The sequence below is a fragment of the Bradyrhizobium sp. CIR48 genome (genome assembly GCF_014198315.1).
GTDB lineage: Bacteria > Pseudomonadota > Alphaproteobacteria > Rhizobiales > Xanthobacteraceae > Bradyrhizobium.
On sequence record NZ_JACIHG010000004.1, the window covers coordinates 599,554 to 623,664 of the forward strand.

The 24,111-nt window shown below is 64.5% G+C and carries 22 protein-coding genes and 1 pseudogene; 10 read left to right on the forward strand and 13 right to left on the reverse strand.

Going from position 1 to position 24,111, the window contains the following annotated elements; genetic code table 11:
• The first annotated feature begins 58 nt into the window (after positions 1–58).
• Positions 59–598, forward strand: coding sequence for a RidA family protein (locus GGD66_RS16410; RefSeq protein ID WP_246788897.1), 540 nt, complete (start codon positions 59–61; stop codon positions 596–598).
• Between the two features lie 9 nt (positions 599–607).
• Here GGD66_RS16410 and GGD66_RS16415 read toward each other — a convergent pair whose 3' ends face one another.
• From GGD66_RS16415 to GGD66_RS16440, 6 genes are all read right to left on the reverse strand, one after another.
• On the reverse strand, positions 608–1,699 hold the full coding sequence (locus tag GGD66_RS16415; RefSeq protein ID WP_183258348.1) for an enolase C-terminal domain-like protein: 1,092 nt from the start codon (positions 1,697–1,699) through the stop codon (positions 608–610).
• A 31-nt stretch (positions 1,700–1,730) separates the two neighbouring features.
• Complete coding sequence (locus GGD66_RS16420; protein ID WP_018316147.1) at positions 1,731–2,357, reverse strand: LysE family translocator; 627 nt, start codon at positions 2,355–2,357, stop codon at positions 1,731–1,733.
• A 402-nt stretch (positions 2,358–2,759) separates the two neighbouring features.
• A complete protein-coding gene (locus tag GGD66_RS16425) occupies positions 2,760–3,983 on the reverse strand; it encodes an ABC transporter substrate-binding protein (RefSeq protein WP_183238415.1) in 1,224 nt (407 codons plus the stop codon).
• A 153-nt stretch (positions 3,984–4,136) separates the two neighbouring features.
• On the reverse strand, positions 4,137–5,066 hold the full coding sequence (locus GGD66_RS16430) for an alpha/beta hydrolase (RefSeq protein ID WP_183258349.1): 930 nt from the start codon (positions 5,064–5,066) through the stop codon (positions 4,137–4,139).
• 236 nt (positions 5,067–5,302) lie between these two features.
• Positions 5,303–5,719: a DUF3606 domain-containing protein gene (locus tag GGD66_RS16435; RefSeq protein WP_104464870.1), complete on the reverse strand. Its 417-nt coding sequence runs from the start codon at positions 5,717–5,719 to the stop codon at positions 5,303–5,305.
• 205 nt (positions 5,720–5,924) lie between these two features.
• A complete protein-coding gene (locus GGD66_RS16440) occupies positions 5,925–6,494 on the reverse strand; it encodes an alpha-ketoglutarate-dependent dioxygenase AlkB (protein ID WP_183258350.1) in 570 nt (189 codons plus the stop codon).
• A 79-nt stretch (positions 6,495–6,573) separates the two neighbouring features.
• Here GGD66_RS16440 and GGD66_RS16445 point away from each other — a divergent pair, with 79 nt between their 5' ends.
• The gene (locus GGD66_RS16445) at positions 6,574–6,714 is read left to right on the forward strand and encodes a hypothetical protein (RefSeq protein WP_018321489.1); all 141 of its coding nucleotides are present in this window, start codon (positions 6,574–6,576) and stop codon (positions 6,712–6,714) included.
• A gap of 83 nt (positions 6,715–6,797) precedes the next feature.
• Here the strand turns inward: GGD66_RS16445 and GGD66_RS16450 are convergent, their stop codons facing one another.
• From GGD66_RS16450 to GGD66_RS16460, 3 genes are read right to left on the reverse strand one after another with little or no spacing between them, the layout of a single operon-like run.
• The gene (locus GGD66_RS16450) at positions 6,798–8,384 is read right to left on the reverse strand and encodes an ATP-binding protein (protein ID WP_183258351.1); all 1,587 of its coding nucleotides are present in this window, start codon (positions 8,382–8,384) and stop codon (positions 6,798–6,800) included.
• The gene (locus GGD66_RS16455) at positions 8,381–9,085 is read right to left on the reverse strand and encodes a response regulator (protein WP_092255443.1); all 705 of its coding nucleotides are present in this window, start codon (positions 9,083–9,085) and stop codon (positions 8,381–8,383) included. The genes GGD66_RS16450 and GGD66_RS16455 overlap by 4 nt, the downstream gene beginning before the upstream one ends.
• 12 nt (positions 9,086–9,097) lie before the next feature.
• The gene (locus tag GGD66_RS16460; RefSeq protein ID WP_183258352.1) at positions 9,098–10,606 is read right to left on the reverse strand and encodes a DUF4173 domain-containing protein; all 1,509 of its coding nucleotides are present in this window, start codon (positions 10,604–10,606) and stop codon (positions 9,098–9,100) included.
• 188 nt (positions 10,607–10,794) lie between these two features.
• Between GGD66_RS16460 and GGD66_RS16465 the strand changes: the two genes are divergently transcribed.
• Positions 10,795–12,138 carry a glycoside hydrolase family 3 protein gene (locus tag GGD66_RS16465; protein ID WP_183258353.1) on the forward strand — a complete coding sequence of 448 codons (1,344 nt, stop codon included), beginning with the start codon at positions 10,795–10,797 and terminating at the stop codon, positions 12,136–12,138.
• Here GGD66_RS16465 and GGD66_RS16470 read toward each other — a convergent pair.
• From GGD66_RS16470 to GGD66_RS16480, 3 genes and pseudogenes are all read right to left on the reverse strand, one after another.
• Positions 12,135–13,757, reverse strand: a complete 1,623-nt coding sequence (locus GGD66_RS16470; protein ID WP_183258354.1) for an ABC transporter substrate-binding protein — start codon at positions 13,755–13,757, stop codon at positions 12,135–12,137. The genes GGD66_RS16465 and GGD66_RS16470 overlap by 4 nt on opposite strands.
• A gap of 150 nt (positions 13,758–13,907) precedes the next feature.
• Positions 13,908–15,144 (reverse strand): annotated as a pseudogene (locus GGD66_RS16475) (DUF892 family protein).
• Positions 15,145–15,313: 169 nt separating this feature from the next.
• On the reverse strand, positions 15,314–15,922 hold the full coding sequence (locus tag GGD66_RS16480) for a TetR/AcrR family transcriptional regulator (protein ID WP_092255429.1): 609 nt from the start codon (positions 15,920–15,922) through the stop codon (positions 15,314–15,316).
• A 103-nt stretch (positions 15,923–16,025) separates the two neighbouring features.
• On the opposite strand from GGD66_RS16480, the gene GGD66_RS16485 reads away from it, so the two are divergent.
• From GGD66_RS16485 to GGD66_RS16495, 3 genes are all read left to right on the forward strand, one after another.
• Complete coding sequence (locus tag GGD66_RS16485) at positions 16,026–16,721, forward strand: PspA/IM30 family protein (RefSeq protein ID WP_092255426.1); 696 nt, start codon at positions 16,026–16,028, stop codon at positions 16,719–16,721.
• A 40-nt stretch (positions 16,722–16,761) separates the two neighbouring features.
• Positions 16,762–17,037 (forward strand): YiaA/YiaB family inner membrane protein, encoded by a 276-nt coding sequence (locus GGD66_RS16490; RefSeq protein ID WP_018321499.1) that lies wholly within the window; start codon positions 16,762–16,764, stop codon positions 17,035–17,037.
• Positions 17,038–17,218: 181 nt separating this feature from the next.
• Positions 17,219–17,425 (forward strand): hypothetical protein, encoded by a 207-nt coding sequence (locus GGD66_RS16495; protein ID WP_092255423.1) that lies wholly within the window; start codon positions 17,219–17,221, stop codon positions 17,423–17,425.
• A gap of 159 nt (positions 17,426–17,584) precedes the next feature.
• Here GGD66_RS16495 and GGD66_RS16500 read toward each other — a convergent pair whose 3' ends face one another.
• A complete protein-coding gene (locus GGD66_RS16500; protein WP_183258355.1) occupies positions 17,585–18,430 on the reverse strand; it encodes an SDR family NAD(P)-dependent oxidoreductase in 846 nt (281 codons plus the stop codon).
• A 182-nt stretch (positions 18,431–18,612) separates the two neighbouring features.
• Between GGD66_RS16500 and GGD66_RS16505 the strand changes: the two genes are divergently transcribed.
• The 4 genes from GGD66_RS16505 to GGD66_RS16520 all read left to right on the forward strand — a co-directional run bounded on the left by GGD66_RS16505 (position 18,613) and on the right by GGD66_RS16520 (position 23,903).
• On the forward strand, positions 18,613–20,109 hold the full coding sequence (locus GGD66_RS16505) for an aldehyde dehydrogenase family protein (protein ID WP_018321502.1): 1,497 nt from the start codon (positions 18,613–18,615) through the stop codon (positions 20,107–20,109).
• Between the two features lie 117 nt (positions 20,110–20,226).
• Complete coding sequence (locus GGD66_RS16510; RefSeq protein ID WP_183258356.1) at positions 20,227–21,354, forward strand: alkene reductase; 1,128 nt, start codon at positions 20,227–20,229, stop codon at positions 21,352–21,354.
• Positions 21,355–21,477: 123 nt separating this feature from the next.
• Positions 21,478–21,981 carry a GFA family protein gene (locus GGD66_RS16515; protein WP_018321504.1) on the forward strand — a complete coding sequence of 168 codons (504 nt, stop codon included), beginning with the start codon at positions 21,478–21,480 and terminating at the stop codon, positions 21,979–21,981.
• 260 nt (positions 21,982–22,241) lie between these two features.
• A complete protein-coding gene (locus GGD66_RS16520) occupies positions 22,242–23,903 on the forward strand; it encodes a thiamine pyrophosphate-binding protein (protein WP_183258357.1) in 1,662 nt (553 codons plus the stop codon).
• Positions 23,904–24,111 lie beyond the last annotated feature (208 nt).

The following is a 24,111-nucleotide window of genomic DNA, read 5'->3' on the forward strand; positions in this document are numbered from 1 at the left end:
GCAATGCACGAAGGTCAGGTCTTCACGCCAGGCCTGATCAGCTTCGCAGGCTTGATCCATGATTCGCGGCCTGTCATTGTCCGGTCATCCGCCACGGCGAGCTGGTGCGATCGAGCTATCGCGTGCGACGAAATGCGTCGCTCCGCCAGATGTGAAGAGAAGGCAGGCTATTGAGATGAGCAGCGTGAATAAGCCCGGCGGCAACTACTTGCCGGTGATCATCCATGGCGGGCTCGCCTATGTCAGTGGCCAGCTGCCGCGTCGCGGCGAAGACCTGCTGTATGTGGGCAAGGTCGGAGCAGGCGTCGATATCGCGGCCGCACAGGAAGCTGCTTCCCTTTGCGCTGATCTCTGCATCTCCGCCATCAATCACGCCACAGGCGGAGAGGACCGGATCGTCCAGGTCCTGCAGCTCGTTGGATACGTCGCTTCAGCGCCTGGATTTACCCAGCAGTCGCAAGTCATGAACGGTGCCTCCGACCGGCTGATCGAACGCCTCGGCGAGCGCGGTCGTCATACGCGGACGTCCGTCGGCGTCGCCGAGTTGCCGCGAGGGGCGCCGGTCGAGCTGAACATGATTGCCGCTGTTCGGTCATAGCGGGCAGCGTTATCTGACGAGATATTTGGCAATCGCCGCCTCGTCCCACGCGATCCCGTTGCCGGGCTCCTCGCTCGGCAGCGCAAAGCCGTCCTTGATCTCGAGCCGCGTCGACAGCACAGCGTCGGCCCAGTCGACATATTCCAGCCAGTGCGCCGTCGGCGTCACGCAGAGCAGATGCGCGCTCACTTCGGAGAACAGATGCGAGGACATCTCGATGCCGGCGGCATGCGCGAGCGACGCGGCGCGCAGCCATCCGGTCACGCCGCCGATCCGTTGCACGTCGGGCATCACGTAATCGCAGGCTTCCGCGGAAAGCGCCGCCTGCATCGAGAAGGCGCTGTCAAAATTCTCGCCGATCTGGACCGGCGTATGCAGTGCGTCGGCGATGCGGGCGCAGCCGGCATAATCGTCGTGGCGGATCGGCTCCTCGATCCAGCTCAAGCCCTCGTCGTCGAGCATCTCGCCGCGTTGGATGGCGTCGGTCACCGTCAGTGCCTGATTGTAGTCGCACATTAGCGTCACCTCGTCGCCGACGGCCTTTCTCACCGCGCGGACGACGGCGAGATCCTCCCGCGCATCGGGCCGGCCGACGCGGATCTTGGCGGCCTGAAATCCCTCGGCCAGCAGCTTGTGCGCCTCCTCGACCGCGGCGCGCGCGGGCATGATGCCGAGCCCCTTCGAATTGTACGCCTTGACCGGCTTCGGCGCGCCGCCGAGCAGCCGTGCCAGCGGCAGGCCTCTGCTGCGGGCAAGCGCATCCCACGCCGCCATGTCGATGCCGGATTGCGCCAGCCGCTGCAGGCCGGCGAGGCCAAGCAGGGTGAAGCGCTGGGTCAGCTTGCGCTCGATCTCGAACGGCAGCAGCTCGTCGCCGGCAAGCAGGTCTGACATTTCTGTGACCATCGCCGTCAGCGGCTTCAATGCCGACGGTGTGATCGAGAACAGATAGGCGTGCCCGCGGGCGCCCTGGTCGGTCTCGCAGTCGATCAGCACCAGCGGGGCCTTGGCGACAGCGCCGGTCGAGGTCTGCAGCGGCAGGTTCATCGGCACGATCACGGGCCGCGCATGGAAGCGCTTGATGCGAATGGTCTCGGTCATGAGTCTCTCCAGGCGGGGCGGAACGATCAGGCTACTTTTGCTGCAAGGCCATGCGAACGCCAAGACCCAGGTAGATCGCCCCGATGACGCGGCCCTGCCAGCGGCCGATGCTGCGATGACGGGTGAGCCAGCCAGCGACTTGCCCGGCAACAAGAGCGATCAACGCGGTGTAGATCGCGCTCATGATGACGAAGATGAGGCCAAGAATTGCAAGCTGGGCAACGACGGAGCCCTTCTCGGAATGTACGAACTGTGGGAGAAAGGCCAGGAAGAAGAGCGCCGTCTTCGGGTTGAGCAGTTCGGCCAGCACCGCCTGCCGGAAGGCGAGCGACGCGTCGACCAAACGCGACTGCGCCAACTTGATATCCTCGCCTCTTTCCATAAGCGCGCGGATGCCGAGATATATGAGGTAGGCAGCGCCGGCGTACTTCACCAGGCTGAAGGCGAGGGCCGAGGTCATCAGCACCGCCGACAATCCGAGCGTAGCCATCGCGGTGTGAAGCAGGTCTCCAGTAGCGATGCCAAGACCGGTGGCAATTCCGACGCGATGCCCGCCCACAGACGCGCGCCCGAGCACCAAGAGCACCGCGGGACCCGGAATGAGAAAGAGGCCGAGAACCACCGCGATATAGGTCAGCAACGTGTCGAACTGGATCATGGTGAGTTCCGGTCTGATTGTCAGGAGCTAGAACCAGCCAGACCCGGTCTCTCAATGCAAGCCCTCGATGCGGCATAGGCTCCTGGTTCTCAGAGCTGTCTCCATCAGCCGCGAGGTGATTCCCTATTCGGTCGACGCGCTGAGCGATGCGGCGGCCGAGCGAAGCGGTGTCATCACCGAGCGCGCGCCGGGCCTGGAGCTCTATCTCGATCCCGCGGTGGTGAAATCCGGCGATGCGGCGCGCGCTGCTGGAAAACGCACTGGCTTCGCTCAAGCCCGCGTGAGGGCTGCTGTTCTGAGAGAGCTTCCGTGGGGCATGCTCTCTTACCCTCCAGGGGAGGGTAAGCGTGCGCTTCCCGCAACGAGAGAGGAAGGAGGCCCACCAAAAGGTCTACGTGGGCCTCACCTCGCCGCCCCCTCCGTGAACGCCGTCTCGATCACCTCACCAAAAGGCTGCCACGACCGCCCGTCGAACTGCACCAGCCGCATCTGCTTGATCGGCAGATAGTTGTTCGGCGAGGTATTCATCCTGATGTTGGGCAGCGCGACGGAAGGGTTGTAACCCCTCAGCGAAGCCGCCTGACGCATGATGTTCTCGCGTGACAGGTCGTCGCCGCATTGCTTCAGCACCTGCGTCAACGCCTCGGCCGCGGCGTAGCCGAAGACCGCGGCGCTGTTGTTGGTGCTTTCGACCTGATGGTATTTGTCCATGAAGGCGAACCATTCCTTCATGGCAGGATCGTCTTTCCAGGCGGGGTCGCTGGGGTCCTTCAGGAAGGCCGCCGAGATCACGCCGGCCGAATTCTCCAGGCCTGCGGGCGCCATCGCATTGGCGATCGAGGCGGAAGTATCGTTGACGATGAAGACCGGACGCCAGTTGAGCGAAGCCGCGAGCCTGATCACCTTGGATGCCGTCGACGGCACGCCGAGAAAGACGAAGATATCGGCACCCGCGCGCTTGAGGATCGAGACGTGCCCGTCGAGGTGCTCGTCACCGATGTCAAAGGCGATGTCGACGAGGATATGGCGGTTCAGATCGCCAAGTCCGTCCTGGATTCCCTTGTAGAGCATGCGTCCGAACTGGTCGTTCTGCCAGAGCACGACGATCTTCTTCCTGGGATAATAGGCCTGAATGTAGTTGGCGTAGATGCGCCCCTCCGACCGGATCGACGGCTGCCAGCCCATGGTCCAGGGGAAAGCCCTGGCCTGGCTCAGCTCCTCGTCGCCGGAGGCGACGAAAAGCTGCGGCACCTTCTTCTCGTTCAGATACCAGCGCGTGGCGAGATTGCCGGGCGTGCCGAACGACCCGAACATCAGGTGCACGTCGTCCTTCTCGACCAGATTGCGCGTCAGCTCCAGCGCGGTCGACGGATCGGAATTGTCGTCGCGCGTGATGAAGCGGATCTTGCGGCCATTGATGCCGCCGCGCGCGTTGACCATGTCGAAATAGGCGGCCTCCGCCTGACCGATCGCGCCGAATTCAGAGAGCGCTCCCGAATACGGCATGACATTGCCGATGCGGATTTCCTTGTCGCTTGTGGGTTGGTCCGCGCGTTGCTCGGACATCGCGCCAAGCGACGCGAGTGCGGCGATCAAAACGAACAGCAGTCTGCCGGTGACGCGCATGCTCGACACCTTGTCGTTGGCCCCCAACGAGGTCGGCTCAGTCCGCACCAAGGCGAGTTGATCTAGATCAGGCGTTTGGCAATCGTGTGGCTTGGCAGCCCGCTTCAATATAGCGCAGGCCCGTACGGAAATGGCAGGCGTACTGACACGCCGCTACGGCAGCCCCCGTGCCTCGAGCTGATGCACCAGCAGCAGGGTCGGCTCGGCGAGGCTGTCGCCGGAGCCATCCAGTCCGAAGGCGGAGGCAATGCCGTCGCGGCTGCGCAGCAGCGCGCTGCGCGGACAATGGCCGGCGCCGCAGAGCGTCTTCTTCAGGGTCTCACCCTGCGTCACGAGGCCAGGGGAATCGTCCGCGGCCCAGGCCAGCACGATCGGCACATCGACATTGAGGATGCCGGGGAATACCGAGCGCGCGTTGTACTGGCTGGCGTCGCCGCCGAGATAGGCCTTCTCGCTGTCGCTGGCGTCCTTGCCGGCACGATAGATGCCGGATACCAGCACGACGGCCGCGACATCGGCACGGTCGGCCTGGAGCTCGGGATGCGCCAGCAGGGTTGCGACATGGAACGCACCGGCGCCGTATCCGACCGCGACGATCTCGCGGGCGTCGCCGTTGAACAGGTCGATATTGCCGTGGACCCAGGACAGCGCCGCCGCCACGTCGGTCGCTCCCATCGGCCAGGTCGCTGCGGGGGCCAGGCGATAATTGACGCGCACCCCGATCATGTCATTGCGGGCGGCAAAGCACATGGCCTGGTCCTGGATCTGGCGCGACAGCTCGGGGGCGGCGCGGTCACCGGTGAAACTGTCGCCGGTCACGAATAGCAGCACCGGCCGCGGCGTATCCGCCTTGGTCGTGCTGGCGGCGACGTCGAGCACGTTGGCCTCGTTTTCGCCGTAGCGCAGGCCCCGCGAGAAGGTGACCTGCTCGCACAGCCGCGCAGTGCCGCCGGCGGTGGTGTCGGAATCGGTCAGGCCTGTCAGGACGAGGTCGGAGGGCGGCGTCAGCCGCGCCGGCAACGGGCCGTGCGCAGAAGCTGTCGTAATGGACAGAAACAGGAAAAAAGCGAGATAATTCTTCATTTGGTGCCGGCCTTTGCGCCCCCATATTGGTTCGCCGGTTTGGCCTGTCTTTTCAATTCGCCTTATTCGTCCGCCTTGAGGCGATTTCACGGCACCTTTGGTTTGGCGACAGCAAAGCGATCACCCCGAAAGCCCCACTGCCGTCGCGTGCGAGATTTTCGGCTGGCGCCCGGCCGCCAGCGGCCTCCGGGCGCACTGGCGACGACGTGGCCCATGTGACCATGGCTTCCGAGGTCTCAGGCGGCGCTCTTGCGCTTGGCTGCCTTCTTCGTCGTCTTCTTTGTCGTCTTCCTGGCCGATTTCTTCTTTGCCGTCTTCCGGGCGGCGAGATAGGCCTCGACCTTCCTGGAGGAATGGCCGGCCGCGGCGACGGCAGCTTTCAGCTTGGCCGGGGTGATCTTGAATCTCTTCGACCAGTAACGGACCTCATAGGCTTCGCTCAGCGCGATCCGGCTCTTGTCGGAGGCGCGGTGCTTCTGGAGCTTGATATACGCCTCGACCTTCTTGGCGGAACGGCCGACCTTCTTGACGGCGTATTTCAGCTTGGCCGGGGTCACCTTGAACTTCTTCGACCAGTAGGCGACTTCATATTTTTCCGTGAGCGCAATCAGCGCCCGATCGGCCCCGCCGCGCTTTGCCTTGTTGTCGGCCATGCTTCCCTCCTGCCGCGGAATGCGTGCTGCCAATCTAGCATGCAACCGGATTCGGAAGGCAAGACGCAAGCCGTGCGGTGATTGCGCAAGGCGGCGGTTTTGCACCGATGTGTCAAACCCTTGTGCGGCGTGGCCACGCCTCGGGCAGAACGGGCGTTCTACTTTGCATGGGGTTGTTTTCGCATTTTTTGTCTGGCCGGCCGCGTTAGGCCCGCTTCATCGTCCGGAACGTGATGGAGTAACGCCGCGCCTCGACCGGCGGGATACTGTGCTCCCATTGCGAGCGCGCCTCGCCCTCCATCATGTACAGCGAGCGCGGCTGGGCCTCGAGCGTGTGGCGCTGCCATTTGTCGCCGCTGCGGCGGCGGAAGCGGAATTTGCAGGCCGAGCCGAGCGACAGGCCGAGGATCTTGTCGAAGTGAGGCTTGTCGCGGTGCCAGCCGATGCCGACGCCGGCCTCATACTCGGTGCAGAGCACCTGCCGGACGCTGGCCTCCGGCAGCCCGGCCCAGGCCTCGGCCTGACGCGCGATGGGCAATAGCCAGTCCGGGATCGGCTCCGCCTCGGCGAGCCGCTGCAGCGTGTAGTCATAGCGATAGCCGAACGACGCCACCCGGCGGTTGCCCTCGAACGCCCCGAACTGAAAACGCTCGAGCGGCAATGTTGCGATGCGGCCGATCAAGCCTTGCTCGACGGCGGTTTCGATAAAATTGTCCGCGTAGCGAAGACCGGTAGGGCCTTCGTCAGGGACGGCGAACAAGCCAAGCTGCGTCATGCCTCGCATTTCCGTGATGGAACCTAATGGCGGCTGGTGCGACTTACATATGACGCGGGAAGAAACGTGCGAGGCTGTCATGGCACACAAGCATACCGCCGATCCGGCAGAGATCATGCGGGCGACCGGTCATCCTGAGCTGGAATATGCCGCTGGCTGGACCATCGCGGGTCTCGTCACCATCGGCACCATCGTCGCGGCGTGGGTGTTTGCGATCTAGGGCATGATCCGGAAAAGTGTGAAGCGGTTTTCCGAACAGATCATGCCCAAATAAAAGCTGAGGGGCGATGACCTCATCGCGCCTCAGGCGACAGGGAATTGCAGTTCGAAGGCTGCGCCCTCGTCGGTCGGCTTCAGCCTGATCGAGCCACCATGGCTCGCCATCACCGCGCGCGCGATCGCAAGCCCCATCCCGGTGCCGCCCTGGTCGCGGCGGGTGGTGAAGAAGGCATCAAAAATCCTGTCGCGGTTCGGTGCCGAGATCGGCTCGCCGTCATTGCTCACCGTCAGACGCAGGGTCGTGCGCTCGTCCACAGCATGCAGCCTGATCGTCCCGGCCTTGTGCCGCATCGCGTTGTCGGCGAGATGCGACAGCACGATCAGCGCCTTTTCGCCGGACATGCCGATCGCCCGGTCGAGGCTGCCGCTGGCCTCGATGGAGCTGGCCGGAAACCTGTTTCTGAGGTCGGCGATGACGGGCGCCAGCTCCGTGCGCTCGTTCTGCGGCAGGCTCTCGGCGCGCGCCAGATCGCGCAGCCGCTGCGCCATCGCCTCCAACCGCTGAGTGTCGGACAGGATGTTGGCGATGAACGTCTTCTGCTCGGCCGGCGTCAGTCCGTCAGACCTGCCTTGATACGAATCCTGCAACAGCTCGGCCGCGCCCTTGATCGAGGTCAGCGGCGATTTCAGCTCGTGGGTGAGATGGGCCGAGAACGTCGCGATATAGTCGGAGCGCCGCGCCAGCTGCTCGGCCATGCCGAGGAAACTGTGCGAGAGCTGGGCGAACTCGCGCGTGCCGTAATGCCGGAGTGGCTGGAAGGCCTCGCGGTCGCCACGGCCGATTCTGGCAGCGCGGTCGATCAGCTCGCGCATCGGCAGGGTGATGGTGCGCGAGAACACGAGGCCGATTGCGATCGTGCCGAGGATGACGGCGAGCCCGGCCAGCACGAACTTGGCGCGCTCCTGATAAAGATGGTCGAAGATGTTGCTCGGCGTCCGCGTGGTGTAGATCACGCCCGCGACGCGGTTGTTGACGATGACGGGCATCGCCGAGAACACGTGCACGCCGAGGCCGCGGCTGAAGGAATAGATCGGCGGCGGCGGCTTGTCCGGCACGCGGTTGCGCAAGGTGGCGCGGTATTGCCCGTGCAGCGCGTCCGCGACCTCCTCGATATGGGCGAGCGATTGGCCGACCTCCTGCCGCCCGGCGATGACGACGCCCTGCGGATCGAGGATGCGGAAGCCCGCCAGCGTTACCTTCTGGGTCTCGCGGATGATCGGCGTCAGCTTTGCGCCGATCTCGACATAGGCCGCCTGCGCCGGATGAGGCGCGGCTTGCGCATCCGGCCGCCGCCGCAGCAGATCGTTCGCGGTCAGGTCAAGTGCGGGACGGATCGGGGTGACCTGGTCGCCGGGGTCGGGCAGCACGTTCGGCGGCACCTCGGCGCCGAGCGTCAGGCCGCTGTCGAGCCTGGCCGTGACCTCCTGTGCATAGATCGTCGCCAGCACGCGGCTTTGCGCGATCAGCTCGGCCTGGGTCTGGCGGATCAGCTGGTTGTCATAGAGGCGGAAGAAGAACAGGCCGACCAGCGGCAGCACGCCTACGGTGGTCAGCACCGTGAAGATCACGAGCCCCAGCGAGGGCCGCCATTTGTCGGGCGCCGCGCTCATGCCGCTTTCTCGCAGCGGCCGAGCTTGAAGCCGACGCCGTGGATGGTCTCGATCACGTTGTCGCAGGCCAGCGCGGCGAGCTTGGCGCGGATGTTGCGGATGTGGCTGTCGATGGTGCGGTCGGAGACCTGGATGTTGAGCTGATAGGCCGCCCGCATCAGCTGCTCGCGGTTGAACACCGAGGTCGGTCGGGTCAGGAACGCACGCAGGATGCCGAACTCGATCGCGGTCAGCTTCAGCGGCGTGCCGGCAAAGGTCGCGACATGCTGCTCGGGATCGATCAGCAGGCCGCCTTGCGACAGCGCGGTGGGACCCGCCTTGATCTCGCCGTTGCGCGGACTGAGCCGGCGCAGGATCACGTTGACCCGCGCCACCAGCTCGCGCGGGCTGAACGGCTTCGTCACGTAGTCGTCGCCGCCGATCTCGAGGCCGAGGATGCGGTCGATCTCCTCGTCGCGCGCCGACAGGAACAGGATCGGCACGTCGGACGTCTTGCGGATCTCGCGGCAGACATCGAGGCCGTCGAACTCGGGCATGCCGATGTCGAGCACGATCAGATCTGGCCTGTCGGCGGCAAAGCGGCTGAGCGCCTCCTTGCCGTCGCGGGCCTCGATCACGTCCATGCCGGCCTTCTTCAGCGCAACGCGGATGACCTCGCGGATATGGCCTTCGTCGTCGACGATGAGAATGCGATGCGCCAAGAAAGTCTCCGCTCACCCTGCCGGCCGGCTGCCGGTCTGATCTTTCGCCTGCGCGTCCAGCCTGCGCTGCAGCCGCCAACTCCGAAAGCCCCAGCTCCGCCAGGCCAGATCCTGACGCTGCTGTTCTACAAGGCGGTCGCGTCGCGACACAAGACAGCTCTCGCTGGCGCCGGGCCGAAGTGCGATGGCCCTGTCGATGGCGGGGAGTGCCTGCGGTCCGAGCGTCAGGAGATAGTCGATGTCGATCTGCACGCCGTTGCCCGATGCTTCCCGGCTGTGGCTGACATTGTAGTCGGCAATGAAGGCATCGAAGTTCACGAGTGAGCAGCCATAGAGCACGATCGCGAGCGCGATCAGATTGACGCCCACGAGCCATTGGTTGGACCGGTTGAGGGCGATGCGGGTCACGATCAGGACCAGTCCGAGCGCGACCAGCCCCATCCAGATGAAGGCCGCGATCCGCCAGTAGGTCAGCATGTAGATGTCGACGTAGAGGTCGAGGCGAAGGATGGAGGAGGCGACGAGAAGCACGTTCTGCCCGACCCAGAGATAGACCAGCGGGCGGATCACTGGCGATTTCTCAGCCGGCCCGCCCGGGCGCATCGCAACAAGCACGAAAGCCGCCGCGAGCAGGGCGGTCACGATCAGCGGATAGGCGCCGCGATGCGCATAGCCCGCGTAGGTCAGATTGTCCGGCAGCGCCATATGGCCCCAGAGATAGATGCCGTCGAGAATGGACTGCGCCGCGAACAGCAGATTGAACAGGATCAACGAGCGCAGGATGGTGGAGGGGCCAAGAAACTCCGCCGAGACCAGCGGCGGGAGCGGCGGCGGCACAGGTCCGTCCGCGACGGCGGTGGTGACGATGGATTTGCGCCGCCAGCGCACATGGATGAACGGCCAGACCAGCGCCAGCATCAAGGCCCAGAACAGGACGCGCGGGATGCTGATATATTGGAGGATGAGTTTCGGATTGAGCAGGGACACCCATTGCTCGATCACCGGATTGGCCGCGGCGAACAGCGCGACGAAGACCGTGCTGAGTGCTGCAGGGAGCAGCCAGCGCGCGATGCCGCGGGTCAGCGCCGACGCGTTGAACCCCTGAGGCGCATCGAGGAAGAACCTCAAGGGGCCGAGCAGGATGAAGTTGCGTAGCGCGCGGACGCGGTCGGCGAGTCCGGTCGCTTCCGGATTGGTCGCCAGCAGCAGGGCGATAAGCAGCGCCGCGCCGAGGATCAGCAACGAGATCGCGTTGAGCTCCTCGACGGCCGGTGCGAGGCCGGCGATGAGAATGGCTGTGGCGATCAGGGCGCGCCGCAGGTTCAGGGCCGCGTGATTGAAGAGCACCGACACGCAAGCGGTGGCGACGGCAAAGAGGGCCAGCGATAGGCCGATCCGGTGGCCATAGAACAACCAGTCCGCCAGTGCGGCCAGCACCAGCGCGAGGCTGAGCTTGGCCGGAATGGAGGAATGCCTGAGCGGCTGGAGGTCCGCTGCTATCGTCGAAGCCAGGCTCGTCATGTCCAGAAGACCTTTCGTGATTGGTGGCATCACGAAGTCTGAACGGTGCTTGTGCAGAAGCCGGGATCATCGTCTGCACGGTTTCAGGAGTCTTTTGCAGTTTTCGTGCAGGCGCGCTTTTGCCTCTCGCCCAGCGCAAATCGCTTTGATAGGTGCGAAGCATCGCCACTCCCAGCGCGTGATGCATCATGCAATTCCTCCGCCGTATCGGTCTCATCCTGCTCTGGCTTGCCGCGCCTGTGGTCGCATTCGCGGCCGCGAACAAGAACGATCCCTATCTGGTCCCGTTGCGCGGCGCCGGAAACATCGCGCTTGTCGTCGCAAGCATCGCGATCGTCGTTCTCCTGCTGCGCCGCGGGCGCTGGCGTAGTATCGCGGGCAAGCTGCTCGTCACGCTCTGGTGCTTGCCGCCACTCCTGATGTCCGCGGCACATCTGAAGTTCGAGCTGCGCAAGCACGACGTTCTCGGCGCAAGCGCCGCCGAGGCGCGACAGCTCGGGCCTCATTTCATGGTCGGCTATTCCTCGTTTCCCGAGGTCGCGCGGCTGGCCGAGCAGGGATTGATCGGCGGCGTCTACGTGACCCGGCACAACATCCGGGGCCGGACGATTGCGGCGCTACGTGCCGAAATCTCGGCGCTTCAGGACAAGCGGCGCGCGGCGGGCCTGCCGCCGCTGGTCGTCGCTGCCGACCAGGAAGGCGGCATCGTCGGGCATCTTGCCCCGCCGCTCACCAAGGTGCCGGCGCTGGCGACGCTCACTGGGCTAGCTCCCGACGACCAGCAGGCCAAAGCCGAAGAATTCGGCCGCATTCACGGACATGAGCTCAGCGCGCTTGGCGTCAACCTCAATCTCGCGCCGGTGCTCGACCTCAAGCCGCCGGCGAGGCGCAATCGTCTCGATTTTCACACGCTGATCGGCCAGCGCGCAATTGCAACCGATCCTGCTGTCGTCAGCACGATCGCAAGCGCCTATGTCCGCGGGCTGGAAGAATCCGGCGTCGGTGCCACGCTCAAGCATTTCCCGGGCATCGGCCGCGTGCGTAACGACACGCATCATTTCAGTGCCAATCTCGATACGCCGGTCGGGGAATTGGAAGCCACCGACTGGCTTCCGTTCCGCGAGGTGCTGTCGCATTCGCGTAGCGCGCTGATGGTCGGGCATGTCACGCTGACCGCGGTCGATCCCGACCGCGCCGCCTCGCATTCCAAGCGCGTCGTCGATGGCATTCTCCGTGACAAATGGGGCTACCAGGGCATGGTGATGACCGACGACCTCGTGATGGGTGCGATTTACCAGAACGACGTCTGCAAGGCCGTGGTCGAGGCGATCAATGCCGGCGTCGACCTGCTGCTGGTCGCCTATGACGGCGCGCAGTTCTACCGAGTCTTCGCCTGCGCTCTGGACGGCTTACGGCAGGGCAGGCTCGATGCGGCGATGCTGAGCGCCAGCGCGACGCGGCTGGAAAGAGGGTTTCCGGTCGAGCAGGCACGCGTAGGCTCGGGCGCGATCAGCCTCGCCCGCCAGGACTAGCTTTTCACATACTGACGGTAGTCCGGCTCGCGGTGAAACCAGAACTCGTAGCCGGTGACGGCCTTCTGCATGGCGACGTCGTGGATTGGCTGGTTGAGCGGAACGATCGGCACGTCGCGGATGCAGAGCGCGATGAAGTCCTTCACGCACCGGTCGTACTCGGCTGCGTCCGCGGTGAAGCGGGCCTTGTCGATCAGCGCGTCCATCTCCTTGTTCTGGTAGGAGGAGATGTTGAAGATCGAGTTGTTGCCGTGGAAATTCCAGTAGAAGTAATATTCGGGATAATCGAGCCAGCCGCTGAAACGGTTGAGCGCAAGCGGCAGCTCTTTTTTATTCAGCGTCGTCCGCCAGTTCGCGCCGGGGATCTTCTCGATTGCCGCCTTGATGCCGATCTTGGTGAGGTTCTCCTGGATCAGGATCGCGGTCGGCTCGCCGACGGTCGCGGTGCCTGAGTCGAGCGACAAGGTCGTCTCCAGGCCGGAGGCGAAGCCGGCCTCCTTCACCAACGCCTTGGCCTTGTCGAGATCGGCGACATAGGGAAACGGCTGCGGCCAGACCGGCTTTGATACGTTGGCGGCGCCGCCGTACATGGGAACGGCACGGCCAAAGAACGCGCTGCTCTGGATCTGCTCATACGGCATCGCCCAGGCGATGGCCTGGCGCAGCTTGGCGTTGTCGAACGGCGGCTTTGCGGTGTTCAGAGCAACGTACCAGAGCGCATTGGGGATCGGCACGCCCGACACCCTGACCTTGCCTTCCCTGATCAGCTGGTCGAAATCGCGCGGCGCAAAGCCGCTCGACAAGTCCGCATCGCCTCGCTCCAGCATGGCGCGGCGCGTGCCGCCGGAGGGAACGTCGCGTGCGATCACGCGCCTGATCTTCGGCAACGGTCCGCTCTTCCAGTCGTCGAAGCGCGCCAGCACGGTCTCGCTGCCGGGCTTCCAGCTCTCGATCCTGTAGGCGCCGCCGCCGGCCTCGTTGTTCTTCAGCCACGCGAGCGCCCACGGGTCTTCAACCGTCGCATTTTTCTTCGCCAACTCGGAATTGATGATGAACGGCACCACGACGGCGACGTTGAACAGCAGCATCTTGTCCTTGCGGACATAGTCGATGCGGAAAGTGTGATCGTCGACGACCACGAACTGCTCGGGCTTTTCCAGCGATCCCGCCGACATTTGGAAGGTCGGAAAGCCGCCGACCTTCACCGCGCGGTCGAACGACCATTTCACGTCCTTGGCCGTAACCGGCGTCCGGTCGTGGAATTTTGCATCTTTTCGCAGGCGGAAGGTGCAGGACATGCCGTCGGCCGCGACCTCCCAGCTCTCGGCGAGTTCGGGCGCGAGCCTCTCGCGATCATACGACAGCGTTCCGTCCGGCAGCGTCTTGGAGGCGTAGGAGAGCAGGCGGTCGTAGCAATTCCACGATAGCCCGTTCACGGTCTGGTTGGAGCCGACGCCCTGCATGTCCAGCGAGTTCGGGCCCAGCTCCTGCACCACCAGCAGCGTCTCGCTCCGGCCCTGCGCCCAGGCGAAGGAAGGCGCGACGGCACTTATGCCGACGGCACCCACGCCGCCGAGCACCACGCTGCGGCGGCTGATATGGAAGGGTGAACTGCTCATGGGGGCCTCCTGTCCGGCAATTGTCCGGTATCGAGAGGCAAGGTGTGTGCCACCGGCACGAATGATCGTACCGTCTCCGTGGCCGGCCGCCTCGCGCGACGGCGCGAGGCGGTTTCATTCAGTGCGCCGGTGCGTTGCGCCAGGCGCTTCCTATTCGGCCTGCTCCAGAGCGGCAGGCATCTTCGCAACCGACATCAGCGATCGCGCGACCTGATTGAGCAGGAGATCGGCGTTTTCCTCTTCGGCGAGGGATTTGGAGAGCAGGGCGACCACTGCGCTATGCCGGAGCTGCTGTGCCAGGTTGCGTGCGGTGGTATAGCCGGACATCTCGTAATGTTCGACGCGTTGAGCCGCAGAAATCAGTGCGAGGTCGGCGGCTGCGTCCTCTTTTTCTTCGCCTTCCTTCATGACCTCCTGGCCTTCCTCGATGAGGCCCATCATGCCCTTGCAAGGCTTGGCGCGCGCGTTCTCGCCGAGCAGCTCGAAGCATTCGTTGATGCGCTCGATCTGATTCTCGGTCTCGGCCAGATGCAGCTCGAACAATTCCCGCAGCTGGTCGAAGCGGGCGGCCTGCGCCATCTTGGGAAGCGCCTTGGTCAACTGCTTCTCGGCATGGAGAATGTCGCGCAGTTCATGGAGCAGCAGATCGGTCAGGCCGGCTTCGTCCGGCGCCGGGATCGGCGGACTGCAGCGCGGGCGATTCCGTGAACACCCAGTCCTCACCCTCGTTCCAGGGACCGCGGGTGTCGATTTCGCCGTGCTCACCGCTGCCGGTGGAATCGTTGAAGTACTGGTTCACCAGGCCGGGCGTCGGCGCGATCCTGCCGACGCTGAAGGCCGGCTTCGCCAGGCTTTCGAGCGCTCGCGCGAACGCCTTCATATGAGTGATCTCCCGCGTCATCAGGAACTGGAGTGCGTCCTTGCTGCCGGCGTCGTCGCAGAAATTGATCAGCCGTTCATAGACGATCTTCGCGCGCGCCTCGGCGGCGATGTTGCTGCGGAGGTCGACGTCGAGCTCGCCGGTGATCTTGAGATAGTCGGCGGTCCAGGGATTGCCTTGCGAATTGAACAGGTTGACGCCGCCGCCGCCGGCGATCGCAATCAGCGGATCGGCTTCCGCCGCCTGGCGGTCGTTCTTCGAAGGCGCAAGATGCATCCGTGCGAGACAACCGACGACTTCGAGATGGCTGAGCTCTTCGGTGCCGATATCCATCAAGAGATCCTTGCGGTCGGGGTCCTCGCAATTCAAACCTTGAATCGAGTATTGCATCGCGGCCGCGAGTTCCCCGTTGGCGCCGCCGAACTGCTCGAGCAGCATATTGCCGAAGCGGGGATCGGGTTCGTCGACACGCACGGTGAACATCAGTTTTTTGACGTGATGATACATGGGAGGGCTCGCGCTCTGAGGGAAACTATGCGCGTCAACCGACCCTCGGAATGTTCGTTCCTACTCTCGTCGAGATTCGGATCCGGTGCTGTGCGAGGAAGTAAAGCGGAGCGCATATGCACGTTCGTTGGTGCAGGCGAGATCTCTACGATCCCGCTGCTGCGCGGCTCTACGGCGCCCGCGCGATCAGTCCGTCAATCATCGCGCGCACGAGGCCTGCGATTTCCTTGCGCAGCGCCGGTAGCGGCACGGCGACCAGCTTCTGCTCCAACCCCAGCGCCACCATGCCATGCACCGCCGAGAACAGGCTGCGCGCGGTGATGCCGAGCTCCTCCTGGCCGCGCTTTGGAAACAGCGCGGCCAGCGGCTGGTAGATGTGGCGGAACAGCTGCATCTGATCCGCGACGGACCAGTCGGGGACGACCTTGTCGGCCTCCATGCGGTGCTCGAACAGCGCGCGCCAGAGCTGGAGATTTTCCGCCGCGAAATCGCAATAGGCGATGGCGATGCGGACCAGGGTCTCCTGCGGCGAGGGGACGCCCGCGCCTTCCGCCACGCTCAGCGCCTCGTCGAGCCGGAGCAACGTGCGCGACCCCACACGCAGGATCAGCTCGTCCATGTCGGCCACGAGATTATAGACCGCACCATTGGCGCAGCCGATCTCGCGGGCGAGATCGCGGGTTTTCAGCCCTGACAAACCACGGTCCGCGATCATCCGTTCCGCCGCCAGGATGAGCGCGGATCGAAGTTTCTCTCGACGTTCCAAGGCTTTAGACATATGTCGGCGAAATTCTTGAGCGTTGCTCAAATTTCTCTTGAACAATGTTCAAGGTTGTTGCTACAAAGGTTCTGTGAGCAACGCTCATAACAGGGAGCAACAGATGTTCAAGACCGTCGTGACACTTTTCCGCGGCAGCGTGGCCGCCGCCGGCGAAGAGCTGGAAGACCGAACTGCCCTTCTGATCCTCGACCAGCAGATGCGGGATGCGGCAGCCGCCGTCGAGCGCAGCAAGCGGACGCTGGCCCTGGCCATCGCGCAGGATCAGCAGGAAGGCCGCAAGCTCGAGGCGACGATCGCCCGCATTGCCGATCTCGAGACGCGCGCGGTTGCGGCGCTCGACGGCGGCCGCGAGGATCTCGCCAGGGACGCTGCCGAAGCCATCGCAGGCTTGGAGGCCGACCGCGATGCGGCGATGACGGCCCGCGCCTTGTTCGCGACCGAGATCGCCCGGCTGAAGCGACACGTCGCAACCGCGCAGGCCCGCATCACCGAGCTCGATCGCGGCCGCCGCGTCGCCCGCGCCTCGGAGGCGGTGCGCTCGCTTCGCCGCAGCGGCATCGAGGCGGCACGCCCTTACGAATCCACGTTGCCGGAGGCGGAGAGCACCCTGCGGCGCCTGCGCGAGCGGCAGGTGGAGGCCCAGGCGGCCGATGATGCGCTGGTCGAGCTCGATGCGGCCACCGGTCCGCTCGCCACCGCCGAGAGACTCGCCGAGCAGGGTTTTGGCCCCCGGCTGAAGACGACTGCGGACGACGTGCTGGTCCGGTTGAAGTCCAAGCGCGCGCCGACTGCCTGATCCCCAACCCCATCATCATTCGAACCAACAGGAGACGATCATGAACCAGAACGGCCAACCCCATAGCAGCGCCTGGGTGACCTTCACTTACGCGTCCTTCGCAGCCTCCGCGTTCCTCATTGCCATCGGCATCTTCTTCCTGCCGATCGACCTCTGGATGAAGGGCTATCTCACCATGGGCATCGTGATGCTGATCCAGACCTGCATCACCCTGACCAAGACCGTGCGCGACAATCACGAGAGCAGCCGGCTGGTGAACCGCATCGAGGATGCCAAGGCCGAACGGCTGCTGATGGAGGTTTCCAAGGCGGCTTGAAGAATGTGCCTTGCGCCAATCGGACCACGAGCAAGAGAGCCGCGGAGCGTCGCGCCGCGGCTCTCGCGTCCGCGACCACCCGGAATGACGTTTTGATCGGGCCTTCCGATCCGCATCCCGCATTGTACTTCGAACGCAGGTGCGTTATGGCTCTCGCGCTTTCCAGAGGCGGAGACGAGCTTTGTCGAAACAATCGCTGCGTGAGGAGGCCGAGCGCCTGATCCGCGAATCGATGGAAAAGAAGACCATCGTCGTCAAGCAGGGCGCGACCCGCATCGAGGCCGTCTGCGGCAAGTGCGGCGCGCCGAACCGGATCCAGGCGGAAAAAGGCCAGACCCGGGTCAAGTTCGCTTGCAAGAATTGCGGGCATCAGCAAGAGACGCTGTAGGGCGGTTGCGACTTACCGCGCCGCGAACACTCCAACCCTCATCCTGAGGAGCCCGCTGAAAGCGGGCGTCTCGAAGGATCGAGGCCGGGCTGTTGCAGCCGGGCCTGCATGGTTCGAGACGCGCGCAAGGGCGCGCTCCTCACCATGAGGGTCTGACAGTTATTTCCCTTCCACGAACCTGGTGAACGCATCCGCGTAGTCCGGGTGCCAGCGCGACAGCGGCGGGCGGTTCTCGACGATGTCGCCGGCGGCCCATTGCATGCGCTTCTCGTCGAGCGCGCGCGGCACGTCGTTGTCCGGGCACAGGATGTAGAAATCGCCCGCCTCCAGCCGCGCCAGCATGAAATCGACAGTTTGCTCCGGCGTCCAGGCGCCGGCCGGCTTTTCGGTGCGCCCCTTCGCGGTGAGGCCGGTGAAGACGAAGCCGGGAATAAGCAAATGTGCCGTGACGCGACAGTCTCTCATGTTGCGCAGCTCGTGCTGAAGCGCTTCGGTAAATGCCTTCACGCCGGCCTTGGAGACATTGTAGGCGGGATCGCCCGGCGGCGTGGTGATGCCCTGCTTCGAGCCGGTGTTGATGATGAGGCCGGTCTTGCCGCGTGCGATCATGTTGGGTGCGAAGATGCGCGAGCCGTTGATGATGCCCCACATATTGACGGCGATGATGCGCTGCCAATTGTCGGGTTCGCCGAACAGCGTGCTGCCCGGCTGGATGCCGGCATTGTTCATGAGCAGGTCCGTTCCGCCGAACTGCGCAGCCACGACGTGTTCCAGTTCCGTCACGCTCTCCGCGCTGCTGACATCGACGGCGAAGGTCATCACGTTCGTGGCAACCGTGACGGATGACAGTTTTGTCGCAGCGTCCGCCAGCCGCTTCTGGTCCACGTCCGCGATACACACCTTCATGCCGGCGCGCGCGAACGCTGCGGCGGCGGCAAATCCGATTCCGGATGCGCCACCTGTGATCACGGCGACATTGTCTTTGACGATGGCGGGATGTGGCATGGATCATCTCCGGGGAGGACTCTTCGTCGCGTTATAACATGGCAGCACTCCGACCCTGCACAAGTTGGCATGGGAGGTCTTCGTTCGGCGCTGCCTTTACGCCTATCCGGCACGGCTGTATCCTTCATCTCAACGATCCCGCCCAGATCGAACCAATAAATCACCTGACAGGGAGTGCAGCCATGGCTGTGTCGCAGGCTATTCCGATCACGCGCCATCCGTTCGCGAATGGGTCCTACAAGCAGATGCTGATCGACGGGAAGTGGGTCGACGCAGCCTCAGGCAAGCGCTTCGAGACTCACAACCCTGCCACCGGCGAATTGCTCGCAACCGTCGCCGAGGGCGACAAGGAAGACATCGATCGTGCGGTTGCCGCCGCCCGCCGCGCCTTCGAGGGCCCCTGGAGCAAAGTGAAACCGTTCGAGCGGCAGAATCTGCTGCTCAAGCTCGCCGATCTCGTCGAGAAGAATTTCGACGAATTGTCGCAGCTCGACACCCTCGACATGGGTGCGCCTCTCAGCCGCACCCGGGCCTATCGTCTGCGCGCCGTCGGCATGCTGCGTTATTACGCCGGCCAGACCACGGCGATCCACGGCGAGACCATCGAGAACTCGTTGCCCGGCGAAATCTTCTCCTACACGCTGAAGGAGCCGATCGGTGTCGTCGGCGCCATCATTCCCTGGAACGGCCCGCTGACCGCGACGATCTGGAAGATCGGTCCGGCGATCGCGACCGGCTGCACCGTGGTGCTCAAGCCCGCCGAAGAGGCGCCGCTGACCTCGCTGCGCATCGCGGAGCTGGCGATGGAGGCCGGCATTCCGCCCGGCGTCGTCAACGTCGTGCCCGGCTATGGCGAGACCGCGGGCGCCGCGCTCGCCTCGCATCATGACGTCGACAAGGTCGCCTTCACCGGCTCGCATGTCACGGGTCAGTCGATCATCCGCGCCTCCGCCGGCAACTTGAAGCGTGTTTCGCTCGAGCTCGGCGGCAAGTCGCCGGACATCGTGTTCGCCGACGCCGATCTCGACGCCGCAGTGCCGGGTGCGGCGATGGCGGTGTTCGCCAATTCGGGCCAGATCTGCAGCGCCGGCACGCGCCTTTTCGTCGAGCAGTCGATCTACGAGGAGTTCGTCGGCCGCGTCGCCGAGTTCGGCAAGAAGCTGCAGGTCGGCAACGGTCTCGATCCCAATGTGCAGATCGGCCCGCTGGTGTCCGAGCAGCAGCTCGAGCGCGTCACCGGCTATCTCGACATCGGCCAGAAGGAAGGCGCGAAGGCGCTCGCCGGCGGGGGCCGCGTCACCGAGGGGGCATTGTCGAAGGGCTTCTTCGTCTCGCCGACCGTGTTCGCAGGCGTGCAGGACAACATGCGCATCGCGCAGGAGGAGATTTTTGGCCCCGTCATCTCAGCGATCGCATTCAAGGACATGGACGAGCTGGTCAAGCGCGCCAACAACACCACCTTCGGCCTCGGTTCGGGCCTGTGGACGCGCGACGTCAGCAAAGCGCATGCGGTCGCAAAATCGCTGCGTGCCGGTTCGGTGTGGGTGAACTGCTACCAGGCCATGGACCCGGCCGTGCCCTTCGGCGGCTACAAGATGAGCGGCTATGGCCGCGAGTCCGGCAAGCAGCATGTCGAGGAATATCTCAACGTGAAGGCCGTCTGGGTCAAGACGGCCTAGCCCCTGTGCTCTCCGCCTTCCGCGAGAGGGAATATCTGCTTTTGTGGGGCGGCGCCTTTTCCGGGGGCCGCCCCTCGCTATATGATCCGCATCCTTCCAAAGTAATTCGGGGTCAGCATGAAATTCGAGGCGTTGTTTAGACCGTTGCAGGTCGGGCCGTACAAGCTTGCGCATCGCGTGGCGATGGCACCGCTGACGCGCATGCGGGCCGAGCGCGAGAGCTTTTCTCCGAGGCCGCTCAACGCCGAATATTACGGCCAGCGTGCGACGCAAGGCGGCCTGCTCATCGCCGAAGCCTCGCCGGTGCTCTCGCACGGCCGCGGCAATCCGGCGACGCCCGGCATCTATTCCGAGGCGCAGATCGCCGGCTGGCGCAAGGTGACGGATGCCGTGCACGCCAAGGGCGGCATCATCTTCCTCCAGCTCTGGCATGTCGGCCGCGTCTCGCATTCCTCGTTCCACGGCGGCGAGCTGCCGGTTTCGGCTTCGGCGATCCCGATCAAGGCCGAGGGCATGAAGGCGATGACGGCCGACGGCAAGATCTCGGACTATGAGGCGCCGCGCGCGCTGGAGACCGAGGAGGTCAAGGGTATCGTCGAGGCCTTCCGGCAAGGCGCGAAGAATGCGCTCGCGGCCGGCTTCGACGGCGTCGAGATCCACGGTGCCAACGGCTATCTGCTCGAGCAATTCCTGCAATCACGCAGCAACCAGCGCACCGATCAATATGGTGGATCGATCGAGAACCGCGCGCGGCTGCTGCTGGAGATCACGCAGGCCGCGATCGACGTCTGGGGGGCGAACCGCGTCGGCGTGCGGCTGTCGCCGCATGGCATCGCCAATGATTCCGGCGAGCCCGATCCGATGCCGCTCTACACCCACGTGGTGAAGGCGCTCGACAAAGTCGGCCTTGCCTATCTGCACTTCATCGAGCCGCGCTCCAGCGGCGCCGGCCGTGCCGACGTCCATTGGGAGAACGTGCCTTCCGCGATGGTGCTGTTCCGTCCGCACTACAGCGGCGTGCTGATGACCGCCGGAGGCTTCACCGGCGAGACCGCCAATGCCGCGATCGCCGAGGGGCACGCCGACATCATTGCCTTCGGCCGCATCTTCATCTCCAATCCCGATCTGCCGCGCCGCCTGCAGCACGACTATCCGATCACGCCGTACAACCGCGCGACGTTCTACGGCGGCGAGGAGAAGGGGTACACGGATTATCCTGTTTATGACGAGCTGACGCCGGCCTGATCTCTTCCGTCATCCGGGCGATGCGTAGCATCGAACTATGGTGCGCAATTGCGCACCGGAGAATCTCGAGATTCCGGGTCTGGTGCTTCGCACCATCCCGGAATGACAGCAGGGAAAACACAAATGGCCAAAGCCGCAGCCGCCGCAGGCCTCGCCACCGGGCAATGCCTCTGCGGCAAGGTCACCTTCGAGATCGATATCCCTGCGCGCTGGGCCTGGCACGATCACTCCGCCTCCAGCCGCCGCGCTCACGGCGCGGCGTACGCGACCTATGTCGGCAGCTGGAAGAAGCGGTTTCGCATTACGTCAGGCAAGACGGCGCTGACGCGCTACGAGGACAAGTCCACCAGGACCACGCGCAGCTTCTGCTCGCAATGCGGGACGCCGATCGCCTATGAACGTCCGCGCGGTCCGCACATGGTCAACATCCCGCGTGCGCTCTTCAGGGAGCGCACCGGCCGCCAGCCGCTCTATCACATCGCGATCGAAGAGCTGCAGGAATGGGCCTATACCGGCGAGCCGCTGGTGCCGCTGAAAGGCTTTCCGGGCGTGGTCTGGCAGCGCTCGAAAAAGAAGAAGCGGTCGGGTGGCGAGGACCCGTTCGAGCTGGGGCGGGAGGAGATGTAATGCGCAACGTACTCCGCTCTCGTGCCCCGGAAGCGGTGCGGCACGAAGTGACGCTCCGCTGAGCCGGGGCCCATACGGCGGAGAATGCGGCGAGCAACTGGGTCCCGGCTCTGCACCGCACCGCTGCGCGCTGCGTCGCGTCCGGGACACGAGCGGGGTTTCCATGCAACGCAGCCATGACCACGCTTCCTTGCGCGCCTCCCGCGACTTCGGCCATCATGCTTTCAGTCCTTGCGGCAACGTCCGCTCCTGGAGGAAACATGAAGAACAAGATCACCGGCCGCTCCGCCTTTCTCGCGCTGCTCAAGGACGAGGGCATCACGCATCTGTTCGGCAACCCCGGCACCACCGAGCTGCCGATCATGCATGCGCTGAAGGACCATCCAGACCTCACTTATGTGATGGCAATGCAGGAGAGTCTGGTGGTCGCGATCGCCGATGGCTATAGCCGCGCTTCGGGAAAGCTCGTCGCCTGCAACGTCCATGTCGCGCCCGGCCTCGGCAACGCGATGGGCTCGCTCTACAACGCCCAGTTCACGGGTACGCCGATGATCCTGACCGCCGGCCAGCAGGAGCAGGGCCATGGCCTGATGGAGCCAGTGCTGTATGGCCCGCTGGTGCGCATGGCCGAGCCGCTGGTGAAGTGGGCGGTGGAGGTGACGCGGCTGGAGGATCTGCCGCGCATCGTGCGCCGTGCCGCCAAGATTGCGACGACGCCGCCGACGGGGCCGGTGTTCATCTCGCTGCCCGGCGACATCCTGAACAGCGAAGCCGGGATCGATCTCGGCCGCTCCACCCGCATCGACGCGCGGACAAGGCCGTCGGACGAAGCGCTCAAGGCGTTTGCTGCGCGCCTGCTCAGGGCGGAGCGCCCCGTCATCGTCACCATGGACGAGGTGGTCAAGAGCGATGCGCTGAAGGAGGCCGCCGAACTTGCCGAACTGCTCGGCGCGGCGGCCTTTCAATCCTCGACGCCCTATGGCTCGCACTTCCTGTCAGAGAGCCCGAGCTTCGTCGGCACGCTGGCACGCGTGCAGAAGGTCGCGCGCGATACGCTCGCGCCATACGATCTCCTGATTGCGCTTGGCGGCGATCCGTTGCGGATGTCTGTTTATAGCGAGGTCGATGCGCTGCCTGATGGTCTCGGCATCGTGCAGATCGGCCTCGTCGACTGGGAGATCGCCAAGAATTACGGCGTCGAGATCGCCCTGAAGGCCGATCTGAAGGAAACCTTGCGCGCGCTGATCCCGGTGCTGAAGGAGATGGGTGGCGCGACACTGGCGAGCCGCGCCAAGCAGCGTCTCGCCGAACTCGCGCCGAAGAACTGGACCGCACGCCGCGCGGCGCTGGTCGAGCAGATCGGCAAGAGCGCTGGTCGCACGCCAATCGATCCGGACTTCCTGGTGCTGCAAATGGTCGAGGCCATGCCTGACAATGCCATCCTCGTCGACGAAGGCCTCACCTCCAGCCGTCAAGTGACGGCGCTGCGGCCGCATCGCGATCGCTACGGTTATCACGGTCTTGCCTCGGGCGGCATCGGCTGGGGCCTCCCGGCCTCGGTCGGCGCCAGCATCGCCAATCCTGATCGGCCGGTCGTCTGCTTCTCGGGCGACGGCAGCGCGATGTATTCGATCCAGTCGCTATGGACCGCGGCGCATCACAAGCTGCCGCTCAACGTCGTCATCGTCAACAATGGCGGCTACCGCATCATCAAGCAGCGCCTGCTCGCCTTCCACGGCGACGACAATTATGTCGGCATGGATTTCGTCGATCCGCCCGTGGATTTCGCCGGCGTCGCCAAGGCGCTCGGCTGCGAGGCGATCAAGGTGAGCGATCCCCGCGAGCTGAAGGCGACGCTGGCGTCGGCGTTTGGCCGGCCGGGGACGAAGCTGATCGAGGTGATGGTGGACGGGAGGGTGTAGGGCAGGCAGCCTCCACGGCGTCGTCCCGGCGAACGCCGGGACCCACCGCGCGATCTATCGATTGCGGACAGAGCTAATCCCGAACAACGAGTCTTCGCCAAACCACTCCCTGTGGTGATGGGGTGGACGGCCCCCTACGGCATCAGTGTGCCAGAATGAGGTTGTCACACACCCATTCACAGGAGCCGTCCGTGAGCCAGATTATCCG

Bases quoted from the DNA above. Each gene is read 5' to 3' on its own strand.
- GGD66_RS16420 (WP_018316147.1), bottom strand. From the start codon at position 2,357: ATGATCCAGTTCGACACGTTGCTGACCTATATCGCGGTGGTTCTCGGC.
- GGD66_RS16410 (WP_246788897.1), top strand. From the start codon at position 59: ATGATTCGCGGCCTGTCATTGTCCGGTCATCCGCCACGGCGAGCTGGT.
- GGD66_RS16460 (WP_183258352.1), bottom strand. From the start codon at position 10,606: ATGACGAGCCTGGCTTCGACGATAGCAGCGGACCTCCAGCCGCTCAGG.
- GGD66_RS16440 (WP_183258350.1), bottom strand. From the start codon at position 6,494: ATGACGCAGCTTGGCTTGTTCGCCGTCCCTGACGAAGGCCCTACCGGT.
- GGD66_RS16520 (WP_183258357.1), top strand. From the start codon at position 22,242: ATGAAGAACAAGATCACCGGCCGCTCCGCCTTTCTCGCGCTGCTCAAG.
- GGD66_RS16510 (WP_183258356.1), top strand. From the start codon at position 20,227: ATGAAATTCGAGGCGTTGTTTAGACCGTTGCAGGTCGGGCCGTACAAG.
- GGD66_RS16485 (WP_092255426.1), top strand. From the start codon at position 16,026: ATGTTCAAGACCGTCGTGACACTTTTCCGCGGCAGCGTGGCCGCCGCC.
- GGD66_RS16500 (WP_183258355.1), bottom strand. From the start codon at position 18,430: ATGCCACATCCCGCCATCGTCAAAGACAATGTCGCCGTGATCACAGGT.
- GGD66_RS16450 (WP_183258351.1), bottom strand. From the start codon at position 8,384: ATGAGCGCGGCGCCCGACAAATGGCGGCCCTCGCTGGGGCTCGTGATC.
- GGD66_RS16415 (WP_183258348.1), bottom strand. From the start codon at position 1,699: ATGACCGAGACCATTCGCATCAAGCGCTTCCATGCGCGGCCCGTGATC.
- GGD66_RS16465 (WP_183258353.1), top strand. From the start codon at position 10,795: ATGCAATTCCTCCGCCGTATCGGTCTCATCCTGCTCTGGCTTGCCGCG.
- GGD66_RS16515 (WP_018321504.1), top strand. From the start codon at position 21,478: ATGGCCAAAGCCGCAGCCGCCGCAGGCCTCGCCACCGGGCAATGCCTC.
- GGD66_RS16445 (WP_018321489.1), top strand. From the start codon at position 6,574: ATGGCACACAAGCATACCGCCGATCCGGCAGAGATCATGCGGGCGACC.
- GGD66_RS16430 (WP_183258349.1), bottom strand. From the start codon at position 5,066: ATGAAGAATTATCTCGCTTTTTTCCTGTTTCTGTCCATTACGACAGCT.
- GGD66_RS16435 (WP_104464870.1), bottom strand. From the start codon at position 5,719: ATGGCCGACAACAAGGCAAAGCGCGGCGGGGCCGATCGGGCGCTGATT.
- GGD66_RS16480 (WP_092255429.1), bottom strand. From the start codon at position 15,922: ATGTCTAAAGCCTTGGAACGTCGAGAGAAACTTCGATCCGCGCTCATC.
- GGD66_RS16470 (WP_183258354.1), bottom strand. From the start codon at position 13,757: ATGAGCAGTTCACCCTTCCATATCAGCCGCCGCAGCGTGGTGCTCGGC.
- GGD66_RS16505 (WP_018321502.1), top strand. From the start codon at position 18,613: ATGGCTGTGTCGCAGGCTATTCCGATCACGCGCCATCCGTTCGCGAAT.
- GGD66_RS16425 (WP_183238415.1), bottom strand. From the start codon at position 3,983: ATGCGCGTCACCGGCAGACTGCTGTTCGTTTTGATCGCCGCACTCGCG.
- GGD66_RS16490 (WP_018321499.1), top strand. From the start codon at position 16,762: ATGAACCAGAACGGCCAACCCCATAGCAGCGCCTGGGTGACCTTCACT.